Genomic DNA, 22,960 nt, shown 5'->3' with positions numbered 1-22,960 from the left:
CGACCTTGTGGCGATCGACGTGGCCCGGCCTGTCGACCGCTGCGGCGATGGGCCTGATCGTCTGGGGGCTGGACCGTTGGATATTGCCGCCGATGGCACCGCCGGCACAGCTCGCGATCCTCGTCGCTACCGGCGGGCTATCCTATGTTGCGCTGCTCTATCTCGGCGCGCGCGAGACCTGGGATGAGCTTGTCCGGCTCGTGGTGAAGCGCAAGGCACCGGTGCCCGAACCGGTGCCAGCGGAATAAGCGGAATCAGCTTTTCGCCATCATCCGGCGCAGCGCCCGCCGGTCGAACCATGCATCAGGAAAGCCTTTACGCGGACGCAGCGAATCGCGGTTCGCCGCGTAAAGCGTATCCATCCGCTCGGGCAGCGCCCCCGGCCCCTCGCCGCGCATGATGCTGCTGACCAGCCTGTTCTGCAGATGGCGCACCGAATAATTGACCATCCGATTATACTGCATGGCGAGCGTCGCGGGAGCGAACGCGCTCACCGGCTCGCAATAGAAGCCCGCGCCGCGCACCGGCAGGACCCGCTCGTCATCCCAGTGATCTTCGTTCTTGAGATCGGTCTTGGCGAGCGCGCCGATCAGGCCGTCGTCTCCGATCAGATCGACCGGCAGGCGGATGCCGTCCGCCTTCATGCGCGCCAGAAAATCGCCGCGCAGCGCGTAAAGATCACCGAACAATCCGCGAGTCGCTTCGATCGAATCGCCATAGGCCGCCGCGCCGCGCCCATTCAGCGGGAAACCCGAGACGGCGTTGGCATGGGGATTCGCAGCCAGCGCATCGTCCAGCGCGGCGATCGATCCGGGGGCAACCACCGCGTCGCCGTCCACAAACACATGGGTTCGGGCAAATCCGGAAAGTGTATCGAAATTCAGGCGGTTCCAGCTGCGCGCTTTCCCGCCCTCTGCCCAGTCATGAACGGTGAGGTTCGGAAACAGTCGGGCCACGCCGCGGCCAATGTCCGCCGTTCGGTCCTTCGATCCGTTGACGACGAGATGAATCGCGACCTGCGGGTCACCGAGCGGCAGACTTTCGAGGCACAGCGCGATCCGCCGCTCCTCGTGATGCGCCAGCACGGTGACGATGATCGGCGAAAGGCCGCTCACCGGCCCCTGCGATTCATCCGCACCTGATTGGGAGCCGCTCATCGCGACAGCTTTAGCAGGCAATGCTTGCCGAAAGTTATCCGGAAACGCTCAGACGGTCTGGATATAATCGCGCATCGCGGTCTTTTCCGCCTCGATCCGGTCCATCCGATATTTCACCAGATCGCCGATCGACACGAAACCGACCATCCGCTCCCCGTCCAGCACGGGAAGATGGCGAAAGCGCCTCTCCGTCATTTGCGACAGGGCACCGAGCACTGAGGTTTGCGGTGTCACCGTGACGGCGGGCGATGTCATCGCCTCACTTACCTTGCTGTCGAGGGCGCCGTCGCCGACCGATTGCAGGCATTTGATGACATCGCGTTCGGAAAACACGCCGACCACCTTGCCGTCCGCAATCACCGGCATGGCGCCGATCCGGTTCTGGGTAAGCTTCTCCACCGCGGCGCGCATCGTTTCGTCCGGATTGAGGGCAATGATGTCGCCCGGCGCGCGGGCCTCCAGCAGTTTCGCAATCGTCATGGCACGCTCTCCTCTTCTCTTCCCGCCATGGAGAATGCCTGAAGCGGAGGCTGCTTGCAAAGGTCAGCCGCGAAAACTTTGGTTCGCCGCCATAATCCCCTATATCGGACGGGTAAGCCCCGAGGAGTTTCGACCCGAGCCATGCCCCGCCCCTCCCAACTCGACGATCCGCACTACGCCGCTTTCGCCTGGGGCCGGTACTGGATGCTGATGCGCTGGATGGCACTGGTAACGGGGATCATAATCGTGGTGGCGCTAGGGTTTCTCTACGCCAGCAATGGCTGGGTTTCGGTCCATCTGTACATCGCGACCGGCCTCGGGATCGCCGCGGCCATGCTGTCTTCAGCGGGATTGATGGGACTGGTGTTCCTCTCCAGCGGCAGCGGGCATGACGAAACGATCGAGGACCCACTCGAAGGCGAAGTCGATATCGGCGATTAGTCGGGCTTTTTCAGCTCGAACCTGAGGCGCTGCTCGCCGTTGGCGGGCACGCGCACTTTCCAGGTCGGCACGCCGTCCACTTTTTCCACGCCCCTGCCCCGCTTCAGTTCGAACGGAATGGCGATTTCCGCATCGACCGCACGGGCGAGAGCGTTGGTGAGCGTGAGTTCGAATCGGCGCGGGCGCTTCGGATCGGGCAAGCTCACGGCCATCTGCACATCGGGCCGGTTGCCGAGACCAAGCTCCACCTTCTGCCCCACCGCCTTGTCGCCAAGATCGGTCTGGCCGACGAGCAGCGGCCCGTAATCGCTCGGCTCATAAACCGTGACCTGCCCCTGCGGCAGCGGAATGCCGAGCCCGGAATCGCTGCGGTTGCGCGCGCGCAGCGTCAGTTCCAGCGGTCGCGGTGTCCCGTCCCCGCAGCAGGCGTCCTGCGCTGTGAAGCTGCCCGCATAGAAACTGCGATAGTCCACTGCGGGCTTCACGATCATCGCCACCTGCTTCTGCGCGTTAGCCGCGACGGTTATAGGCTCGGGCACGCGGTAGAGTTTCAGATCGCCCAGATCCTCTTGGGCAGCCTGGATCGCGGCGACCGGAACGGCGGAAGCCATGCGCGATCCTGTCACGACGATCGATTCCCGCGCCGGTGCCATCGCGGGCGGCGGCGGCGGTGGTGGTGGTGGTGGCGGGGCCAGACCAGCTGCCGAATCGAGCGGCAGATCGCTGGTCGTCGTAACGTCCGGCCAGCATTCCAGCCGCAACCGCACCGGAGGGCTTTGCGGCGGACGGGCGGCGCGCTCCTTGTTCGGATTGCCTGCGATGGCGAGCAGCTGCGCGTCGCGAAAGCTCTGGTCGCCGGCATTGGCGACTGTGAGCCAGGCGAACAGACTCAGCACCTGCGCCGAATCGGTCGTGGCCGATCCGCCCGGTGCCTTCGCCTCGACGATGTAATTGGCATCCCAATCGAAACCCTCGGCGAGATAAGTCAGCGTCAGCGTGGCGCGCACTGCCCGCTCGCTCGTCGTCAGCACGGACAGCGTGGGACGCGGGGAGAGATCGGCGGGCACCTCATCGAAAAGGAGCCGTTCTGGCAAGCCGGTGCAGCGCAGCGCCTCGACCCCCTCGTCGGTCTCGATCACTATGCCGCCCTGCGATCCGGTGCGCAGGATCGCATCTTGCGTGCGCACCGCGCCGGACGCGCGGTTCGTCCGCTGCAAAGTGACCCTGCGGCGCAGATAGGCGTCGACCAGACCGGCGGGTGAGAGCAACCTTGCATCGCGGTTCTTCTCGATCACCCCTTGCGGCAGGCCGGAAATGATCGCGCTTTCCGGCAGCATGCCTTCCGACACACCTTCAAAACGCACCTTGGCATCGCCTTGGGGCAGATCGACGGTGCGCGTTTCGGTGATGAGGGCATAGCCGCGCGGGAAACGCCGGTCGATCGGCTGACCCGCGCCGCGATTCGGCGCGCGGTAGATCGCGATCTGAACGGTATCGGCCGCCGACGACACTACCGTCTGCTGTGCCGCCAGCGCGCCGGGCCACAGCAAAAGGGTGATTAGGACAGCGAGCAGCCGCATCGGCGCGGCCCTCAATATTCGGTGTCGAAAATCGCGGTCACGCTCGCGCTGCCATTGGCGGGAACGGGCACCATCCAGCGCACGCTGTCCGCCGAGACGCGATCGCTTTCCAGGCTTTCCTCGACCACGCGCGCTTCGCCATAGAGGCCGTCCTGCGAGAGCGAGACGGTGACAGGCCGCGCCGAGGCGTTGGTGAGTTCATACCGCATGGTGGTACGCCAGCGCGAATCGCCGCGCTTCTCGCGTTGCGCGACGATCGTCTGTACCTTCACATCGAACGCTTCACCGGTGATGATCGACACCTGCGATCCCATCGGCGCGGCGGCAATCGCGCTTTCGCCAATGAATTGCGGGCTGCCGCTGGCATCGCGCATATAGACGCGCACGGTGCCCGCAGGCAGCTGATCGCCCAGCCCGCCCTCGGCAGAGGTGGAGAACTCGATGGCGCTCGACGCGCTTTGCGGGTCGTTGCCGTTGAACCCGCCGACATGGAATTCGTAGGTGCCAGCCGCTGGACTGCCCTGCACGTCGAGGAAGCTTACCTGCTTCTGCTGCGCTTCCAGCACATCGGTGCGGCGGCCGAGCGGATAGAGGATGAAGTCGCCCAGTCGCTCGCGCGTGCCCGTTTCGGTGCCTGCGCGGACCGTCGTGCCGGGCGGCGGGGGCGGCATGGGGTAACGCCGCGTGCGCGCGTTGTTCTGGCGCCCGCCCGAAGGATCGCCCGCCACCAGGAGCAGCGATGCATCGCGGTAGCTGGTGCCGGTGCCGTTGGTGAGCGTCACCCAGCCCTCGACATCGATCGTGCCGGCCGCCCGGTCGAACAGCGCGACATAGTCCGCGCTCCAGCCAAGGCCGGGCGTGAGATAGGCCAGATCCAGCGGTACCGTGCCCGCATTGGCGGATTCGAGCGTGACCGAGAGCGTCGGTCGCGCGCGCAGACCCGGCGGTACCTGATCGAAGATTACGCGCACCGGCAGTCCATCGTCGCGCAGCACCTCGATCTTGCCGTCCACCTCCATGACCACGCCGCCATTAGCTGCAAGGATTTTGGCACGCTCCCGAGTCTCGGCGCCCGTGGCCGGATTGGTGCGCAGAAGCGTCACCGTCTCGCCCACCGCCTTCTGCATCAGCGCGCCGGGGGTAAGAAGATCATAATCGAAATTCTGTTCGACGATGCCGATACCCGACCCGGAAAGCACGACCGTTTCGGGCCGGATCTTCGCAGAGACGTCCGGAAATTCCTGACGACTGCGGCCGCCGGGCAAGGCGATCCGGCGCCGGTCCTGCACCAGCGACTGGCCGTTCTGATAGATGGTCAGGGAAATATCGCCCTGCGCGCTGCCGGCCGTGGGCCGGTCCGCGGGGGGCGGCGTGTCGGCACCGGTCTGCGCTGCAAGCGGTGCGGCGCTGCCAGCCAGCAGCAGCGCGGATATCCAGAAAAAACGCATCATCCCCCCCTTTTCCGTCGGGGGGATGATGCAGCAACTTTACGACATTACAAGGACAAAGCCTTATTCCGCAGCGGTGGCGGCCTGTTCGTCGTTCGAAGCGCGGGGCTTGCGCGGCGCGCGGGGCTTACGCTTGGGCTTTTCTTCCTCGCCGTCGCTGGAGCCGATCGAGGGCGGCAGCACGTCGGCACTCAGGCCGCCGCCGTCCTGATGATCGCCCTTATCGTCCTTCTTGGCGCGGGGCTTGCGAGGGGCGCGGGCCTTTTTCGGCTGCTCTTCGTCCTGCGTTTCGTCTTCGTCCTTACGCTGACGACCACGCGCACGGGCCGGGCGTTCGCCCTCCCCGTCATCATCATCGCTGCGCTGACGACCGCGCGAGCGGCTGGAACGATCATCATCGTCGCCGTCGTCGGAATCGTCATCACGATCATCATCGTCGCGGCTGCTGCGACCGCGATTGCCGCGATCGTTCTGCTGCCCGCGCTGCTGACGGTTGCCGCGGCGGTTGTTGCCGTCGTCGGATTCATTGTCGTCATCGCCATCGTCATCAGAGTCGCGCTGCTGATTGTTGTGGCGCGCCTGCTTCTCTTCCTGGCGGGCCTTGAAGTCGGCCTGCACGCGGAAATAATGATCGGCGAACTGCAGATAATATTCCGTGTTCACGCGATCATCGTTCATCTGCGAATCCTGCGCGAGCTTCTTGTACTTTTCCAGAAGCTGGCCAGCATTGCCGCGTGCACGATTGTCGACGCGGTTCTGATGATCGAACCCGCCGCCACCACCGCGATTGTTCTGCTGACGATTATTATTGTTGCCACGTCCGCGACGGCGGTTGGCCTGACGATTGTTCATAAAAGCTGTCTCGTCCCGATTCTGAAAATCTGCGATCCCCCGGGCGCCCTTACCCTCGGGCGCTTTGGCCTTCTGCCGTCGGAGGGGCGAGACGCCCGCCTGACCGGCTTTATCCTTGTGAAGGCGCTCCCGCGAAAGCGTCCAAAATCCAGAGGTTTCGGGGAAGCCGAATAAGAAGTAGCGAGTCGCGTCGCATAATCCAAGCGGAAAAGTGCGTGGACAGGCTGCTTAGCCTTCTGGGACCAGCACCAGCGCGCGCGGTTTGCCCGCCAGATCGCGGCGAAGCGCCGCCGCAAGCCTGTGCGCGGCCGAGAGCGCGCTTACGGCTTCGGCCTGTTCGTGGCCGATCTCCACGATCGCGATCCCGCCAGGCGCGAGCATTGACGCGAATTGCGGGATCAGCACGGCATAATCGTCCAACCCCTCCGGTCCCGCGAACAGCGCAGAGTGCGGCTCGAAGCCGCGCACGCTGGCGGGCAGCGCGGCTCCGCTTTCCACATAGGGCGGGTTGCACAGGATGAGGTCGAGCGGCCCACCCAGCGCATCGGCCCAGCCCGGCTGTCGCCAGTCCGCCAGTGCGAAAGCGGCGCGCGTGGAAAGGCCATTACGCTCGGCACTGCCGCGCGCGACCGCGAGCGCCGCCGCGCTCGCGTCCATGCCGATGCCCTCGGCCTGCGGAAAGACGCGCAAAGCCGCGAGCAGCAGCGCGCCCGATCCGGTGCCGAGATCCGCGATCCGGCGCGGCGGGTTGTCCGCAAACACATCCCGCGCCGCCTCGATCAGCGTCTCGCTATCGGGGCGAGGGATGAGTACGTCCGGCGTGACGTCCAACGTCAGGTCCCAGAAGTCCTGCGTGCCAAGGATATAGGCGATCGGCTCCCCCGCCGCGCGGCGTTCGAGCAGCGCGGCGAATTCTTCCGGCACAGTGAGATCGGGGAGCCGGAGCAGCATATCCTCGCGGCTGCGCTCCAGCGCGTGCGCCATGAGCAGCTCGGCATCGAGGCGCGGCGTGGGGCTGGAAGCGGTAAGTTGCTTGGCGGCGTCGCGCAGCGCTTCGGCCGCTGGCCGCGCGATCTTATCCGGCATTCACCGCCGCCAGACGCTCGGCTTCGTCCTCGGCGATCAGCGCGTCGATCAATTCGCCAAGTGCATCGCCCGCCACGATTTCGGGCAGTTTGTGCAGCGTCAGGCCGATGCGGTGATCGGTCACGCGGCCTTGCGGGAAGTTATAGGTGCGGATGCGCTCGGAGCGATCACCGGACCCAACCATGGATTTACGCGCGCTCGCCTCCTCGCTCGCCGCGCGCTCGCGCTCCGCTTCGTAGAGCCGCGCGCGCAGAACCTTCAGCGCCTTGGCCTTGTTCTTGTGCTGCGATTTCTCGTCCTGCTGCGTGACGACGAGGCCGCTGGGCAAGTGCGTGATGCGCACCGCGCTGTCTGTGGTGTTCACATGCTGCCCGCCCGCGCCGGACGCGCGATAGACGTCGATCTTGAGGTCGTTCTCGTCGATCTTCACGTCGACCTCTTCGGGCTCCGGCAGCACGGCGACGGTGGCGGCGCTGGTGTGGATTCGCCCGCCGCTTTCGGTCACCGGCACGCGCTGCACGCGGTGCACGCCGCTTTCGAATTTCAGCTTGGCGAACACGCCCTGCCCGGTCACGGAAGCGACCACTTCCTTGTAGCCGCCGACGTCCGAGCTGCTGGCGCTGATAGGCTCGACCCGCCAGCCGTTGAGATCGGCGAAGCGCGAGTACATGCGGAACAGATCGCCCGCGAACAGCGCCGCTTCGTCCCCGCCGGTCCCTGCGCGAATTTCCAGCATCGCGGGGCGCGCATCGGCCGAATCCTTCGGCAGCATCTTGAGCGCCAGCGCATGCTCGGCGGCCGGAATCTGCGCGCGCAACGTCTCCACCTCTTCGTCGGCCATCGCCCGGATATCGGCATCCTGACCGTCCTCGGCCATCATCTCCTCGAGCAGCTTCAGCTCGGCGCGCAGCCGCCGCACCTCCGCCGCGGCCTGCGCCACCGGCTCCAGCTCGGCATAGTCCTTGGACATCGCCACGAACGCCTCGCCCTCGAGCTGCCCGGACGCCATGCGTGCCTGCATCTCGGCAAAGCGCGCCTCGATCTGCGCGATGCGTTCGGGGGAGATGGCGGTCATTTGTTGCTAAGCAGCTTTAAACGGTTCACCAACTCCATACCGATTGAAGCTCCTTTGTCCGCCTCCCAAGCGGCCTGACGTAATCCTGTCAGAAGTACGCCAAGCTCGTTGTCTGGCACATCAAGCTGGCCACCCTCCCTCAACAATTTTATAGTATAGGACTGCTGCTTAACCTCTCGTTCACCGATGATGACCGCCGCATATGCATTTTGGGAATCGGCTTTTTTCAAACGTTTTTTGAGGTTTCCTGAGTACGCCATATCAGCTGAAATCCCCGCTTTCCGAAGCTTCGACATGACATTTAGCGTAGTCTCATATGCGGTATCATCAGCCGGTATAATCACCACGTCGATAGTCGGTATACTGACCCCACCTAGCAACATGGCCAGCCGTTCGATTCCCGCGGCCCAACCGACTGCTGGAGTGCTCGGCCCACCCAAATTTTCTACTAACCCGTCATAGCGGCCGCCCGCGAGCACGGTGCCCTGCGCGCCCAGCCGATCGGTGACGAACTCGAACGCGGTGTGGCGATAATAATCGAGGCCGCGCACCAGGCGGCTGTTGCGGGCCCAGGCAACGCCCGCCGCGTCAAGGCCGCTGCATACGCCCTCGAAGAAGCGCTTGGCGTCGTCCGTCAGATAGGCGTCGATGTCCGGCGCGGCGTCGGCGATGGGCCGGTCGCGCGGGTCCTTGCTGTCCAGGATGCGCAGCGGGTTCTTCTCCAGCCGCTCCTGCGAATCTTCCGAAAGCTCGCCGCGGTGCTGTTCGAAATGCTGCACCAGCGCGGCGCGCCATGCCTCGCGGCTGTCGCCGTCGCCCAGCGTGTTGAGCTGCAGCGTCACACCGTCGGCGATGCCGAGTTCATGCAGCAGTTGATCGGCCATCGCCAGCAGCTCGACATCCGCCTGCGGCTCCCCTGCCCCGATGATTTCGGCATCGATCTGGTGAAACTGGCGATAACGCCCCTTTTGCGGGCGCTCGTACCGGAACAGAGGCCCGTGCGCGGCGAGCTTCAGCGGCACATGCTGCTGCCAACCGTTGGAGATGAACGCGCGCGCGATCCCCGCGGTAAATTCCGGTCGCAGCGTGATCGAGTCCCCGCCGCGATCCTCGAAACTGTACATTTCCTTGGAGACGACATCGGTGGTCTCGCCCAGCGAGCGGGCGAACACCGCGGTGGGTTCGATCACCGGCATCTGCACGCCCTTGAACCCGTAAAGCCTCCGCACGCGATCGAACACGGAAACGACATGCGCGAAGCGCTCCTGCTCCTCGCCGAAAATGTCCTGCGTGCCGCGCACGGGGTGAATTTGATCTGCCTTGGCCATGGGCCGGGCTGTTAGCGGGATATGAAGGGCGGGGGAAGATGGGGAACGGCGCTACGCCGGCACGACGTTTCCTGAATCGATCACGGCGAGAGGCCGACGGTGCATGCGGTTCGTCGAAAAGCCGGAATGATACAGAATAACGGCCCTAGACCGCGCATGGCTTTCCCGGCATCACCTTCTTCCATGAAAACAGCACTTCTTGCCACCGTCGCCCTCCTTTCCATCACCGCTCCGGCCGCCGCGCAGACCGATCCGCGTCCCGCGGGCAACAGCGCACCGGTTCAGGCGCAGCTCTCCGATCAGACGCCGCTGCCGTCCGACACGCCCTGGCCCGGCGGCACGATCGGCCTGAACATCGATGCGACGGACACCGCCCGCGGCATCTACCGCGTTCAGGAAACGATCCCCGTCACCGCGGGCACGCGCGAACTGCATCTGTTGTTCCCCGAATGGCTGCCCGGCAACCATGCCGCGCGCGGGCCGATCAACCTCGTCAGCGGCTTCCAGTTCACCGCGAACGGCAAGACGCTGGAATGGACCCGCAATCCGCTGGACGTGTACGAGATCATCGTCTCGGTGCCCGAGGGCGCGAAAAATGTGGTCGCCAATTTCGTCCACACCTCGCCGGTCGACGGCAGCGAGGGGCGCATCACGATGACGCCCGAAATGCTGAACCTACAGTGGGAAAAGATGAGCTTCTATCCCGCGGGCCATTACACTCGCCGCATCGCGGTGAAGCCGACGGTGCAGTTCCCCGCCGACTGGACGGTGTTCACCGCGCTCGACGGCCAGAAAGTGGGCGGCGGTAATGCGGTGACGTGGGACGTCGTCGATTATGAGACGCTGGTCGATTCGCCGATCTTTGCCGGCAAATATGCCAAGCAGTGGACGCTCGACCCCGAAGTGAAGCTGGACGCGATCGCCGACAAGCCGAAATATCTGGAGCTGGCGCCCGAAAACCTCGCCCATTTCGAGAAGCTGGCGGACGAGGCCGACGCGCTGTTCGGTGCGCGTCATTTCGACCATTACGACATTCTTCTGGCGATGACCGACAAGATGGGCGGCATCGGGCTGGAGCACCATCGCTCGGCCGAGAACCAGTATGAGCCGACCGCGCTGACCGACTGGGCAGCGATGGACTGGGATCATAATGTGGTCAGCCACGAGCTGGTCCATAGCTGGAATGGCAAGTTCCGCCGGCCTGCGGATCTCTGGACACCCGATTATCGCACGCCGATGCAGGACACGCTTTTGTGGATGTACGAAGGCCAGACGCAGTTCTGGGGCTGGGTGCTCGCCGCGCGTTCGGGCCTGCAGACCAAGCAGACCTTCCTCGATGCCTTTGCGACCTATGCCGCCAATTATTCGGAAGGTCAGCCTGGCCGCGCCTATCGCTCGGTGGAGGATACGACGCATGATCCGATCATCAATTCGCGCCGTCCCCTGCCCTATTCCTCGCTCAGCAGGAGCGAGGACTATTATGTCGAAGGCGCTCTCACCTGGCTGGAGGCGGACCAGATCATTCGCGACGGCACCGGCGGCAAGAAGGGCCTCGATGATTTCGCCAAGGCCTTCTTCGGCAAGACCGACGGCGACTGGGGCGAGCTGACCTATGATTTCGACGAGATCGTGGAAACGCTGAACGGCGTCTACGCTTACGACTGGGCGAACTTCCTGCGCACGCGCCTGTACGAGCCCAATCAGCCCTCGCCGGTCCGTGGCATCAACATGGCCGGGTACAAGCTGGTCTGGAAGGACGAGCCCAACAGCTACGACAATGGCCGCGCGCAGAATTACAACTACACCAACCTGTTCTACTCGCTGGGCGTGAACCTTTCGAACAGCGGCGAGGTGACGTCCACCCTGTGGGACGGCCCTGCCTTCAACGCCGGGATCGTGGACGGCAGCACCATCGTCGCGGTGAACGGCCAGGCCTATTCGAAGGAAGGCATTATGGACGCGGTGACCGCGGCCAAGGATTCCAAGCAGCCGATCACGCTTCTGGTGAAGCGCGGCGATGTCTACCGCACGGTGGACATCGATTATCATGACGGCCTTCGCTATCCCTATCTGGAAAAGGCGGTGAAGGGCGAGGCCGGTCTCGACCGTCTGCTAGAGCCGCGCACGAACTGAGCGCGACTTTTCTTGAGAAACATCTCCTCGCCTCGGCACAAGCCGGGGTGAGGCAGAGCTTTATTGGCGCGGGGCTCTACACCGCGCCGGCCCAGAACAATTGCCGCCTTGCCGTTGTGCACTGCAACCCGCTAGGGGCGCTCGCAAATACTTTACAGGGTAAGGACATCTTCCATGGATATCAGCAAGATCCCCACCGGCGACAATCCGCCGGAAAGCCTCAACGTCGTCATCGAGGTGCCGGTCGGCGGCGAGCCGGTGAAATATGAATTCGACAAGGAATCGGGCGCGCTGTTCGTCGACCGTATCCTCCACACGCCGATGCGCTATCCGGCCAATTACGGCTTCGTACCGCACACGCTTTCGCCCGATGGCGATCCGCTCGACGCGCTGGTCGTTGCACGTTCGCCCTTCATGCCCGGCTGCGTCGTGCGCGCCCGGCCGATCGCTGTGTTGAACCTGGAAGACGAACATGGCGGCGACGAGAAGCTGCTGTGCGTGCCGATCGACGGCACCTTCCCTTATTACCGCAAGATCGCCGAAAGCGGCGATCTGCCAGAAATCGTGATGCAGCAGATCGAGCACTTCTTCACCCACTACAAGGATCTGGAACCCGAAAAATGGGTCCGGGTCGGCAAATGGGGTAATGCCGAGGAAGCACGCCAGATCATCCTGGAAGCGATCGAGCGCGCGAAGGGCTGAACGCCGCCGCGACCAATCAATCCGTAGTCCCGAGCTTGTCGAAGGGCGCTTCCCCGCTTAGCATCTTGCTTTGTCGTGAAGCGCCCTTCGATCTTTCGAATGGATCGGGACCTCTGGAGTGCCCCCATGCATAAGGCCGTTATTCCCGCCCTCCTTCTGCCCCTGGCGCTTGCCGCCTGCGCAACGCCGCAAACGCGCGTGCGCAACGGCCTGACCGATCTCGGCCTCAGCTACCCCATGGCCGATTGCATGTCCGAGCGGATGGTCGATCGCCTGTCGCTGCGCCAGCTCCAGCGCCTGTCCAGTCTGGACGGGTTCGAAGGCAAGAAGCCGGGCGATATTTCGATCAACGAATTCATCCGCATTACCCGCGGCCTGCAGGACCCGGAGGTTCTGGGCGTCGTCACTTCGTCCGGCGCGATCTGCGCCGTGACGCGCTAAGGAGACATTGCCGATGCGCCGCCCCGCCGCATGCCTGCTGCTGCCCCTGGCTCTCGCGGCTTGCAATTTCGCCGCCACAGGCTCCGAAGCCGAAACCGAAGCGACAAGCGCCGCTGCCGCGGAGCCCGCTCCGGTCGCTACTGCAACCGCAGATGCGAATACCCTCACCGCCACCGGCTGGGGGCCCTTGCGCATCGGCATGACCCGCGCCGAGGTGATCGAGGCGCTCGGCCCCGATGCGAACCCGCAAAATGTCGGCGGCGCAGAGCCCGAACAGTGCGATCAGTTCCGCCCGCAGCGGGCGCCGGAAAACATGCTGCTGATGATCGAGCAGGGCAAACTTTCCCGGATCGAACTAGGCGGGCCCACCGATATCCGCACGCCGGACGGCTTCACCGTCGGCGATGCCGCCTCCGCGATCAAGGCGAAGCTGGGCGCGCGTCTATCCGCGCAGCCGCACAAATATGTCGATGCCCCGGCAGAATATCTCTCCGTCTGGCAGAACGGCGTGACACCCGGCGAAGGCGGCTATGTCGACGATCCGTCAGCGCGCGGCATCGTTTACGAGGTTGGCGCGGACGGACGGGTGGACCATATCTTTGCAGGCGGCCCGGCCATCCAATATGTCGAAGGCTGCGCCTGACTGAGGGGCCGTTCGGGTGCTGCTTCGGCACCCTACCCCCTAGCCTTGCCCGCCCGGCTATGCTTTAGCCGCACACAATCGATTCCAACGAACCGGTCCAAGGACATCTCCCCATGAACATTCACGAATATCAGGCCAAAGAGCTTCTCGCCAAATACGGCATCGGCATTCCCACCGGCTATCCGGCCATGACCGTCGAGGAAGCGGTAGAAGGCGCCGAAAAGCTGCCCGGACCGCTCTATGTCGTGAAGGCCCAGATCCACGCCGGCGGCCGCGGCAAGGGCACGTTCAAGGAGCTGGAAGAAGGCGCCAAGGGCGGCGTACGGCTGGCCAAGTCGATCGACGATGTGCGCTCGGACGCCAAGGACATGCTCGGCAACACCCTCGTCACCGTGCAGACCGGCGATGAAGGCAAGGAAGTGAACCGCCTCTACGTCACCGACGGCGTCGACATCGAGAAGGAATATTACCTCTCCATGCTCGTCGACCGCGCTTCGGGCCGGGTCGCCATGGTCGTATCGACCGAAGGCGGCATGGACATCGAAACGGTGGCGCACGACACCCCGGAAAAGATCACCACCATCACCGTCGATCCCGCCAAGGGCTTCACCGACGAGGACGGCAAGAAGGCCGCCGACGCGCTGAAGCTTTCGGGTTCGCTGGCCGATGAGTGCGTCTCGCTCACCAAGAAGCTCTACCAGGCCTTCACCGGCCTCGACTGCGCGATGATCGAGATCAATCCGCTCGTCGAAACGAAGGACGGCAAGCTGCTCGTCCTCGACACCAAGATGAGCTTCGATTCTAACGCGATGTTCCGTCACCCCGACGTCGAAGCGCTGCGCGACGAGAGCGAAGAAGACCCGATGGAAGTCGAGGCCTCGAAGTACGACCTCGCCTACATCAAGCTGGACGGCGACATCGGCTGCATGGTGAACGGCGCAGGCCTCGCCATGGCGACGATGGACATCATCAAGCTGAACGGCGCCTTCCCCGCCAACTTCCTCGACGTCGGCGGCGGCGCCGATAAGGAGAAGGTGACCGCGGCGTTCAAGATCATCCTGAGCGATCCGGCCGTAAAGGGCATCCTCGTCAACATCTTCGGCGGAATCATGAAGTGCGACATCATTGCCGACGGCATCGTCGCAGCGGCCAAGGAAGTGAACCTCTCGGTTCCGCTGGTAGTCCGCCTCGAAGGCACCAATGTCGAAAAGGGCAAGGAAATCCTCGCCAATAGCGGCCTGCCGATCGTCAGCGCCGATAATCTCGGCGATGCCGCGAAGAAGATCGTCGCGGAGGTCAAGGAAGCCGCATAAGCGCGCCTGACCTTATCATCACATGCATTTTTGCGGGCCGGAGGCGAGTTGGTCGCTTCCGGCCCGCACTCCTATCTGCTCCGGACAATCTTCCATCGGACCGGCCTCTGCCCGCCCGGTCCCGTTTCGGGCGAGCGGTATGGCGCGCGGCCGCGCTCAGCTGCCCCCTTTTTCAACGAAACGTTTCGCTTTCCCGCTCGTTACGGGGTGGCAATCTGTCATTCGAACTGCTACGTAACGTTTACGTCAACGTAAAGCTGCTGGCTCTCAAGGAAAGGATACCGCATGAAAGCCCTCGTGCCCGTCAAACGGGTGATCGACTATAATGTGAAGCCGCGCGTCAAAGCCGACGGCTCCGGGGTCGATCTCGCCAATGTCAAAATGTCGATGAACCCGTTCGACGAAATCAGCGTCGAAGAAGCCATCCGCCTGAAAGAAGCGGGCAAGGTCGAAGAGATCGTGGTCGTTTCCATCGGCCCGGCCAAGGCGCAGGAAACGCTGCGTACCGCGCTCGCCATGGGCGCTGACCGCGGCATTCTGATCGAAACCGATGACGAGGTGGAGCCGCTGGGCGTCGCCAAGCTGCTGAAGAAGGTGGCCGAGGAAGAAGAGCCCGGCCTGATTATCCTCGGCAAGCAGGCGATCGACGACGATTCGAACCAGACCGGCCAGATGCTGGCGGCGCTGATGGATCGTCCGCAGGGTACCTTCGCCAACACGGTCGAGCTGGAGGGTGACAGCGTCACCGTGAAGCGTGAGATCGACGGCGGCCTGGAAACGGTGAAGCTGCAGCTTCCCGCAATCATCACCACCGATCTTCGCCTGAACGAGCCGCGCTATGCGTCGCTGCCGAACATCATGAAGGCCAAGAAGAAGCCGCTCGATACCAAATCGCCCACCGATTACGGCGTCGACATCGCACCGCGGCTGAAGACCACCAATGTCTCCGAACCGCCCGTCCGCCAGGCCGGTATCAAGGTCGAGGATGTGGACCAGCTGGTCACCAAGCTCAAAGCACTGGGAGTTGCCTGATATGAAAACCCTGGTTCTCGTAGAACATGACAATGCGTCGGTGAACGACGCCACTCTGGCCGCCGTCACGGCTGCCTCGCAAATGGGCGAGGTCCATCTTCTCGTCGCCGGCAGCGACTGCGCTGCGGTCGGTGAGCAAGCCGCGAAGATCGCCGGCGTGGGCAAGGTCCATGTCGCCGACGATCCGGCCTATGCGCATATGCTGCCCGAAGCGGTGGCCGCGCTCGCCGCCGATCAGATGGGTTCGCACGATGCCTTCGTCGCGCCCGCCACCACCAACGGCAAGAACATCGCACCGCGCGTCGCTGCACTGCTCGACGTGATGCAGGTGTCGGACATTCTGTCGGTCGAAGGCGACAAGACGTTCACCCGTCCGATCTATGCCGGCAATGCCATCGCAACGGTCCAGTCGACCGACGAGAAGCTGGTCGTCACCGTGCGCGGCACCGCATTCGACAAGGCCGAAGCCGAAGGCGGCTCGGGCGAGATCGAAGCCGTGTCCGGCCCCACCGGCAACGGCAGCAGCGAATTCGTCAGTCAGGATCTCGCCAAGAGCGATCGTCCGGAACTGACCAGTGCCAGCGTGATCGTGTCCGGCGGCCGCGCCTTCGGTTCGAAGGAAAGCTTCCACGAGCTGCTCGATCCGCTTGCCGACAAGCTGGACGCCGGCGTCGGTGCCAGCCGCGCCGCCGTCGATGCGGGCTATGCGCCCAACGACTATCAGGTCGGCCAGACCGGCAAGATCGTCGCCCCCGAATGCTATATCGCAATCGGCATCTCCGGCGCGATCCAGCATCTTGCGGGCATGAAGGATTCGAAGACCATCGTCGCGATCAACAAGGACGAAGACGCGCCGATCTTCCAGGTCGCGGACCTCGGCCTCGTCGGCGATCTGTTCAAGATCGTGCCGGAGTTGACCGAAAAGCTCTGACGCTTTTCATCGATCAAAACACCGAAGGGCCGCGAAGCGATTCGCGGCCCTTTCTTATTGCCCCAGCACCTCGTCCACCCATTCGGGCACGATCTGCCCCGCGGGCCCATGCCGCGCCTCATGGAAATAATGCGTGCCTTGGCTCGGCTCCAGATTGAGTTCCAGACAGCGCGCGCCCGCTCCCCGCGCTTCGGCCACGAAGCCGGCGGCGGGATAAACCGCGCCGCTGGTGCCGATCGAGACGAACAGGTCCGCCGCGCCAAGCGCTGCATAGATGCGGTCTATCTCGTACGGCATCTCGCCGAACCAAACGACATCGGGCCGCAGCGATCCGGCCGCGCCGCATTCCGGACAGGCAGGACGATCGATCAGGTCCTGCGTGATCCGGGGCCGCGCATCGCAGGTGGTGCACCAGGCGTGCGCAAGGTCCCCATGCATATGCACCGGGTCCGCGCCTGCCCGCTCGTGGAGATCATCGACATTCTGGGTGACGAGCAACAGCCCGCCCTGCCATTCGCGCTGCAACCGAGCGAGCGCGCGGTGCGCGGCATTGGGCTCCACGCCCGCCGCGCCTTTGCGACGCGCATCGTAGAAATTCAGCACCAGATCGGGATCGCGCGCGAACGCTTCCGGTGTCGCGACATCCTCCACGCGGTGCCGTTCCCACAGCCCGCCCGAATCGCGAAAGGTATCGAGCCCCGATTCGGCGCTGATACCCGCGCCGGTCAGGATGACGATATTGCCGTCCGGCGGGAGCGTCATCAGCCCTTCAGCGCGGCGCGCACCGCGTCGAGCGCCTCAGGGGCCTTGTCGCCGTCCGGTCCCCCGCCCTGCGCCATGTCGGCACGGCCACCGCCACCCTTGCCGCCCAGCTCCGCCACGCCCGCGCGCACCAGCGCCACCGCGTCGAACTGTTCGGTCAGATCGTCGGTCACCGCCACCGCGAACGCCGCGCGTCCTTCATTCACCGCCGCCAGCGCCGCAACGCCGCTGCCGAGCTTGTCCTTCATATCATCGAGGATCGAGCGCAGTGACTTCGGATCGACGCCGTCCAGCGCCTGGCCGAGGAACTTGGTGCCGGCGATTTCCTCGATCTCCGGCCCGGCAGACGATCCACCGCCTCCGCCGAGCGCCAGCTGCTTCTTCGCTTCGGCCAGCTCGGCCTCCAGCCGGCGGCGTTCCGCCACCAGCGTGCCCACGCGCTCGGCCACCTCTTCGGGGGCCGCCTTCAGCGCGGATGCCGCCTGCCGCAGCATCGCCTCGCGCCCCGTCAGATATTGCCGTGCAGCCTCTCCGGTCAGCGCCTCGATCCGGCGCACGCCGCTCGACACCGCGCTCTCGCCGACGATCTTGAACAAGGCGATATCGCCCAGCGCATCGACATGCGTGCCGCCGCACAGCTCGATCGAATAATGCTTATCGGTCTGGCGGCCCATCGAAAGCACGCGCACCTCGTCGCCATATTTCTCGCCGAACAGCGCCAGCGCGCCCGCCCCCACCGCGTCATCGGGCGACATCAGCCGCGTCGTCACCGGATCGTTGGCGCGAATTTCCTCGTTCACCTCGGCCTCGATCGCAGCGATGTCCTCATCGCTCAGCGCCGTGGGGTTTGAGAAGTCGAACCGCAACCGTTCGGGCGCCACCAGGCTGCCCTTCTGCGTCACATGCTCGCCCAGCCGTCCGCGCAGCGCCGCGTGCAGCAGATGCGTCGCGCTGTGATTGGCGCGGAGCCGGTCGCGCCGCTCGCCGTCCACCAGCATCTGCACGCCGTCACCGATCTTGATCGTGCCCTTTTCCACCGTCGCATGATGCGCGTGAAGGCGCCCGAGCGGCTTGGACGTGTCGCTCACGCTGGCCGCGAAATCATGGGGGCCGGAAATGCGCCCGCTGTCACCCATCTGCCCCCCGCTTTCGGCATAAAAGGGCGTCTGGTTGGTAAGGATAACGCCGCGATCCCCTTCGGACAGTTCGGACACTTCCGCCCCGTCCTTCACCAGCGCGACGATGGTGCCCTCACCCTCGGTCGCCTGATAGCCGATGAACTCGCTGCCGCCCTCGCGCTCGGCAATATCGAACCAGACCTCGCTGTCGGCGCTTTCACCCGAACCCTTCCAGGCGGCGCGCGCGGCCTTCTTCTGTTCGGCCATGGCGGCGTCGAAGCCTGCGCGGTCGACCGTCAAGCCGCGGGCACGCAGCGCATCCTCGGTCAGATCATAAGGGAAACCATAGGTATCGTAGAGCTTGAACGCGGTCTCACCGGGCAGTTCTGCACCCTCACCCATGTCTTCGGTGGCGTCGTCCAGCAGACGCAGGCCCTTCTCCAGCGTCTGGCGGAAACGGGTTTCCTCGCGCTCCAGCGTTTCGCGGATCAGCGGCTGTGCGCGGATCAGTTCGGGATAGGCCGCGCCCATTTCGGAAGCGAGCGTCGGCACCAGCCGGTGCATCAGCGGGTCCTTCGCACCCAGCAGATGCGCGTGGCGCATTGCGCGGCGCATGATCCGCCGCAGCACATAGCCGCGCCCTTCGTTAGCGGGCAGCACGCCGTCCGCCATCAGGAAGCTCACCGAGCGCAGATGATCCGCGATCACGCGGTGGCTGGCACGCGTTTCGTCCGTTTCCGGCTGATCGGTGAGGTCCACCGACGCGGCGATCAGTGTCTTGAACAGATCGATATCATAATTGTCGTGCACGCCCTGCATCACCGCTGCGGCGCGCTCCAGCCCCATGCCGGTGTCGATGGAAGGCTTGGGCAGATCGCCGACGATCTCCCCCTCTTCCTGCCGGTGCTGCATGAAGACGAGGTTCCAGATTTCGACGAAGCGGTCGCCATCCTCTTCCGGCGTTCCGGGCGGGCCGCCCCAAATGTCATCGCCATGATCGTAGAACAGCTCGCTGCACGGACCGCAGGGGCCGTTGTCGCCCATCGCCCAGAAATTGTCCTTGGTGGCGATGCGGATGATGCGGTCATCCGGCAGCCCCGCGATCTTGCGCCAGAGATCGAACGCCTCATCATCGGTGTGATAGACGGTGGCAGTGAGGCGGTTGGGATCGATGCCCCATTCCTTCGTCACCAGCGTCCAAGCATGCTCGATCGCCTGTTCCTTGAAATAATCGCCGAACGAGAAATTGCCCATCATCTCGAAGAAGGTGTGGTGCCGCGCGGTGTAGCCGACATTGTCGAGATCGTTATGCTTGCCGCCCGCCCGCACGCATTTCTGCGCGCTGGTCGCCCGATCATAGGGCCGCGATTCCAGGCCGGTGAACACGTTCTTGAACGGCACCATGCCCGCATTCACGAACATCAGCGTCGGATCGTTATGCGGCACCAGCGGCGCAGAGGGCACGCGCTCATGCCCGGCGTCGGCGAAATAATCGAGGAAACTACGGCGGATGTCGTTGGTCGATGTCATAGCGCCCATGTAAGCGGCCAACGGGGCGCGCTCAAGCGCGATCAGCCTCGCTGCCAGACGGCGACCTCATTGCCGTCGGGATCGGTAAATTCGAAACGGCGTCCGCCGGGAAATTCGTAGATGTCGCGCACTAGCGTGCCGCCCGCGGCCAGGACAGCCTCGCGCGATGCCGCTACATCGCTGCTCTCGAACACGGGAAGCGGCGGCAGCTTGCGGTCTGCGTCTAGGCCCAGATCAGTGTCGTCCGTGGTGGTCGCACTATAGGTCGGGCCGAAGTCGCTGAAGGTCCAGCCTAAGGCCGCGGCGTAGAAATCGCGGGCCGGCGCAGTAGCGGCAACGGAGAGCTCGACATAATTGAGGCGGACGGTCGGTTGTCCGGTCATTATCGGTTCCTTATCCGAATGGTCGATCGATCGAGGGTGGCGGGGTTGTGAAGAATTGCGGGCCGGTCTCGGTCATGTGGAAACAGTCTTCCAGGCGCACGCCGAACTGGCCGGGGGCGTAGAGGCCGGGTTCGTTCGAGAAACACATGCCGGGGGCCAACGGCGTCGCTTCGCCATGGACGAGGTTGACCGGTTCATGACCCTCCATGCCGATGCCATGGCCGGTGCGGTGCGAGAGGCCCGGCAGTTCGTAGCGCGGGCCGTAGCCGAGCGATTCGTAATAAGCGCGGACGGCATCGTCGACCGATCCGGCGGGCGCGCCAAGCTGCGCGGCCGCCAGCGCGACCTGCTGGCCGCGCGCGACCTCGTTCCACACGCGGGTCTGTTCGGCGGTCGGGTCAGCGCCGAAGACGAAGGTACGCGAGATGTCCGACTGATAGTCCTCGACCGAACAGCCGCAGTCCATGAGGACGATGCCGCCGCGTTCAACGCGCTGCGGCTTGCCGCTGCCATGGGGATAGGCCGATGCTTCACCGAGCAGGATCAGCGACCAGGGGTCGCGACCGCCCAGAGCGCGCGTCGAATCATCCATCATTGCGCCGATCTGCGCGGGCGTCATGCCTAGTTCGATCCGGGGATAGACGTGGCGATAGGCCGCGAGCGTCACGTCGTTCGCGGTCTGCATGAGCGCGATCTCAGCGTGCGTCTTGCGCATGCGGCAACCGCGGACAACGGGAGCGGCTGAAACCAGAGGGGCCTTCGGAAGCGCTTGGGCGAGCCCATCGGAGGCGAAGAAGCGGACGGTCTCCTCGATGCCAATGCGGGAATCGGCGAGGCCGCGTTCCGTCAGGACCTGGGCGACCAATCGGGTCGGGCTCTCGTCTTCCTGCCAGACGCGGATGTCGGCGTCGATGCCGAGCGACTCGGCAACCGAGGGACGTTCGAAGAAGGGGGTGACGATGACGGGATCGCCGCTGGCCGGGATGATCGCGGCGGTCAGCCGTTCGCTGCGCCACCAGCGCACGCCGCTGAAATAGACGAGGCTGGCCCCGGGTTCGATCAAAATTGCGCCGATGTCGTTGTCAGCCATCAAGGCCTGCGCGCGTTTCAATCGCTCGGCGCGTTCCGCACGTCCGATCGGGATAGCGCCGCCGGTGATAGGCTCTAGTTCGGCGGCCGTGCCGGCTTGCGCACGAAGGCCCGTCAGCGGCGCGGACGCGAGCGCCGCGGAGCCTAGCGCCATCGAGCCCAGAAGACGGCGGCGCGAGAGAGCCGGGCTGCCCCGCATCATGTTCAACTTCATCATGTTCGCTTCCCTCCGTATCGCACCGCAGACCCTAATAGCTGTCCGAAAGGTCGCAACGGTCACGATACGGGAGGAGCATGTTTGCGCCGTCAGTCGGCGTCCGGGCCGACCATCATCTCTTCGGCTACATCGTCTTTCTTGCCGCGGATCTGCGCTTCCAGCTTTTCGAGCATCTCGGGATTCTCGCGCAGGAAGTTTTTCGCATTCTCACGGCCCTGGCCGATGCGGGTGCTGTCATAGCTGAACCAGGCACCCGCCTTTTCAACAATGCCGGCCTTCACGCCCAGATCGATGATCTCGCCGATCTTGGAGATGCCCTCACCATACATGATGTCGAACTCCACCTGCTTGAACGGCGGGGCGACCTTGTTCTTCACCACCTTCACGCGCGTGGCGTTGCCCACCACTTCGTCGCGGTCCTTGATCTGGCCGGTGCGGCGGATGTCGAGGCGCACGGAGGCGTAGAATTTCAGCGCGTTGCCGCCGGTCGTCGTCTCCGGATTGCCGTACATCACGCCGATCTTCATGCGCAGCTGGTTGATGAAGATCACCATGCATTTGGACTTGGAGATGGAGCCGGTCAGCTTGCGCAGCGACTGGCTCATCAAACGCGCCTGCAGGCCGACATGGCTGTCGCCCATCTCGCCCTCGATCTCCGCGCGGGGCACCAGCGCCGCAACCGAGTCGACCACCAGAATGTCGATGGCGTTGGAGCGCACCAGCGTGTCGCAGATTTCCAGCGCCTGCTCGCCCGTATCGGGCTGCGAGACGATAAGGTTGTCGATATCGACGCCCAGCTTCTTGGCGTAGACCGGATCGAGCGCGTGCTCGGCATCGATAAACGCCGCGGTGCCGCCCTTCTTCTGGCATTCGGCCACCGTGTGCAGCGCCAGCGTGGTCTTGCCCGAGCTTTCCGGGCCGTAAACTTCGATGATGCGCCCCTTGGGAAGGCCGCCGATGCCGAGTGCGATATCGAGGCCGAGCGAGCCGGTGGAGATTGCCTCGATCTCGATCGCCTCACGGCTACCCAGCTTCATTGCCGAGCCCTTGCCGAAGGCGCGGTCGATCTGCGCCAGCGCGGCGTCGAGTGCCTTTTCGCGGTCCATGTCGCTTTTTCTTTCGTTCGATTCGATGACTTTGAGTTTGGCGGCCATATCACGTCCCCTGCACTGGTTCAGCAATGCCGTCGGCGCGACGGCAATTTTGGTGATGTACCGCA

General features: G+C 64.3%; 21 protein-coding genes and 1 pseudogene (1 of these 22 only partly in view). 9 read left to right on the top strand and 13 right to left on the bottom strand.

The window, feature by feature from the left end:
* On the top strand, positions 1-248 hold the 3' end of the coding sequence (locus tag H7X45_RS00395) for a lipopolysaccharide biosynthesis protein (RefSeq protein ID WP_187335628.1). 1,252 nt of this gene lie to the left of the window's left edge; the window shows 248 of its 1,500 coding nt (coding positions 1,253-1,500); its start codon lies beyond the left edge, outside the window; it ends in the stop codon at positions 246-248.
* 6 nt (positions 249-254) lie between these two features.
* Here H7X45_RS00395 and H7X45_RS00390 read toward each other — a convergent pair whose 3' ends face one another.
* Together H7X45_RS00390 and H7X45_RS00385 are read right to left on the bottom strand one after the other, a co-directional pair.
* Complete coding sequence (locus tag H7X45_RS00390) at positions 255-1,157, bottom strand: glycosyltransferase (RefSeq protein ID WP_187335627.1); 903 nt, start codon at positions 1,155-1,157, stop codon at positions 255-257.
* A 48-nt stretch (positions 1,158-1,205) separates the two neighbouring features.
* Positions 1,206-1,637, bottom strand: coding sequence for a CBS domain-containing protein (locus tag H7X45_RS00385; protein WP_187335626.1), 432 nt, complete (start codon positions 1,635-1,637; stop codon positions 1,206-1,208).
* A gap of 141 nt (positions 1,638-1,778) precedes the next feature.
* Between H7X45_RS00385 and H7X45_RS00380 the strand changes: the two genes are divergently transcribed.
* Positions 1,779-2,078: a hypothetical protein gene (locus H7X45_RS00380; protein ID WP_187335625.1), complete on the top strand. Its 300-nt coding sequence runs from the start codon at positions 1,779-1,781 to the stop codon at positions 2,076-2,078.
* Here H7X45_RS00380 and H7X45_RS00375 read toward each other — a convergent pair.
* The 6 genes and pseudogenes from H7X45_RS00375 to hisS form a co-directional block, all read right to left on the bottom strand.
* On the bottom strand, positions 2,075-3,658 hold the full coding sequence (locus tag H7X45_RS00375; protein ID WP_246449520.1) for a DUF4139 domain-containing protein: 1,584 nt from the start codon (positions 3,656-3,658) through the stop codon (positions 2,075-2,077). The genes H7X45_RS00380 and H7X45_RS00375 overlap by 4 nt on opposite strands.
* A gap of 11 nt (positions 3,659-3,669) precedes the next feature.
* Complete coding sequence (locus tag H7X45_RS00370) at positions 3,670-5,106, bottom strand: DUF4139 domain-containing protein (protein WP_187336906.1); 1,437 nt, start codon at positions 5,104-5,106, stop codon at positions 3,670-3,672.
* A gap of 657 nt (positions 5,107-5,763) precedes the next feature.
* Positions 5,764-5,958: pseudogene (locus H7X45_RS15195) on the bottom strand (DUF4167 domain-containing protein); the annotation flags it as partial.
* Between the two features lie 228 nt (positions 5,959-6,186).
* Entirely contained in the window at positions 6,187-7,044 is an 858-nt protein-coding gene (gene prmC, locus H7X45_RS00360; RefSeq protein WP_187335623.1) for a peptide chain release factor N(5)-glutamine methyltransferase, read from the bottom strand.
* Positions 7,034-8,119 carry a peptide chain release factor 1 gene (prfA, locus tag H7X45_RS00355; protein WP_187335622.1) on the bottom strand — a complete coding sequence of 362 codons (1,086 nt, stop codon included), beginning with the start codon at positions 8,117-8,119 and terminating at the stop codon, positions 7,034-7,036. Before prfA ends, prmC begins: the two co-directional genes overlap by 11 nt.
* Positions 8,116-9,447, bottom strand: coding sequence for a histidine--tRNA ligase (gene hisS, locus H7X45_RS00350; protein WP_187335621.1), 1,332 nt, complete (start codon positions 9,445-9,447; stop codon positions 8,116-8,118). Before hisS ends, prfA begins: the two co-directional genes overlap by 4 nt.
* A 183-nt stretch (positions 9,448-9,630) precedes the next feature.
* On the opposite strand from hisS, the gene H7X45_RS00345 reads away from it, so the two are divergent.
* The 7 genes from H7X45_RS00345 to H7X45_RS00315 all read left to right on the top strand — a co-directional run bounded on the left by H7X45_RS00345 (position 9,631) and on the right by H7X45_RS00315 (position 16,642).
* The gene (locus H7X45_RS00345) at positions 9,631-11,580 is read left to right on the top strand and encodes a M61 family metallopeptidase (RefSeq protein ID WP_246449518.1); all 1,950 of its coding nucleotides are present in this window, start codon (positions 9,631-9,633) and stop codon (positions 11,578-11,580) included.
* A gap of 174 nt (positions 11,581-11,754) precedes the next feature.
* Complete coding sequence (gene ppa, locus H7X45_RS00340) at positions 11,755-12,282, top strand: inorganic diphosphatase (RefSeq protein ID WP_187335619.1); 528 nt, start codon at positions 11,755-11,757, stop codon at positions 12,280-12,282.
* A gap of 126 nt (positions 12,283-12,408) precedes the next feature.
* On the top strand, positions 12,409-12,723 hold the full coding sequence (locus H7X45_RS00335; protein ID WP_187335618.1) for a hypothetical protein: 315 nt from the start codon (positions 12,409-12,411) through the stop codon (positions 12,721-12,723).
* 13 nt (positions 12,724-12,736) lie between these two features.
* Positions 12,737-13,366 carry a hypothetical protein gene (locus H7X45_RS00330; protein ID WP_187335617.1) on the top strand — a complete coding sequence of 210 codons (630 nt, stop codon included), beginning with the start codon at positions 12,737-12,739 and terminating at the stop codon, positions 13,364-13,366.
* 113 nt (positions 13,367-13,479) lie between these two features.
* Entirely contained in the window at positions 13,480-14,679 is a 1,200-nt protein-coding gene (sucC, locus tag H7X45_RS00325) for an ADP-forming succinate--CoA ligase subunit beta (RefSeq protein ID WP_187335616.1), read from the top strand.
* Between the two features lie 285 nt (positions 14,680-14,964).
* The gene (locus H7X45_RS00320; protein ID WP_187335615.1) at positions 14,965-15,711 is read left to right on the top strand and encodes an electron transfer flavoprotein subunit beta/FixA family protein; all 747 of its coding nucleotides are present in this window, start codon (positions 14,965-14,967) and stop codon (positions 15,709-15,711) included.
* A 1-nt stretch (position 15,712) separates the two neighbouring features.
* The gene (locus H7X45_RS00315) at positions 15,713-16,642 is read left to right on the top strand and encodes an electron transfer flavoprotein subunit alpha/FixB family protein (RefSeq protein WP_187335614.1); all 930 of its coding nucleotides are present in this window, start codon (positions 15,713-15,715) and stop codon (positions 16,640-16,642) included.
* 54 nt (positions 16,643-16,696) lie between these two features.
* Here the strand turns inward: H7X45_RS00315 and H7X45_RS00310 are convergent, their stop codons facing one another.
* The 5 genes from H7X45_RS00310 to recA all read right to left on the bottom strand — a co-directional run bounded on the left by H7X45_RS00310 (position 16,697) and on the right by recA (position 22,895).
* Positions 16,697-17,404 (bottom strand): NAD-dependent deacylase, encoded by a 708-nt coding sequence (locus H7X45_RS00310; RefSeq protein ID WP_187335613.1) that lies wholly within the window; start codon positions 17,402-17,404, stop codon positions 16,697-16,699.
* Entirely contained in the window at positions 17,404-20,052 is a 2,649-nt protein-coding gene (alaS, locus tag H7X45_RS00305) for an alanine--tRNA ligase (RefSeq protein WP_187336905.1), read from the bottom strand. Before alaS ends, H7X45_RS00310 begins: the two co-directional genes overlap by 1 nt.
* A 41-nt stretch (positions 20,053-20,093) precedes the next feature.
* Positions 20,094-20,435 carry a VOC family protein gene (locus H7X45_RS00300; RefSeq protein WP_187335612.1) on the bottom strand — a complete coding sequence of 114 codons (342 nt, stop codon included), beginning with the start codon at positions 20,433-20,435 and terminating at the stop codon, positions 20,094-20,096.
* 10 nt (positions 20,436-20,445) lie between these two features.
* Positions 20,446-21,741: a M24 family metallopeptidase gene (locus tag H7X45_RS00295; protein ID WP_246449515.1), complete on the bottom strand. Its 1,296-nt coding sequence runs from the start codon at positions 21,739-21,741 to the stop codon at positions 20,446-20,448.
* A gap of 89 nt (positions 21,742-21,830) precedes the next feature.
* Positions 21,831-22,895 (bottom strand): recombinase RecA, encoded by a 1,065-nt coding sequence (gene recA, locus H7X45_RS00290; protein WP_187335611.1) that lies wholly within the window; start codon positions 22,893-22,895, stop codon positions 21,831-21,833.
* Positions 22,896-22,960 lie beyond the last annotated feature (65 nt).

The sequence above is a fragment of the Novosphingopyxis iocasae genome (genome assembly GCF_014334095.1).
GTDB lineage: Bacteria > Pseudomonadota > Alphaproteobacteria > Sphingomonadales > Sphingomonadaceae > Novosphingopyxis > Novosphingopyxis iocasae.
This window is presented reverse-complemented; position numbering and strand designations above follow the sequence as displayed.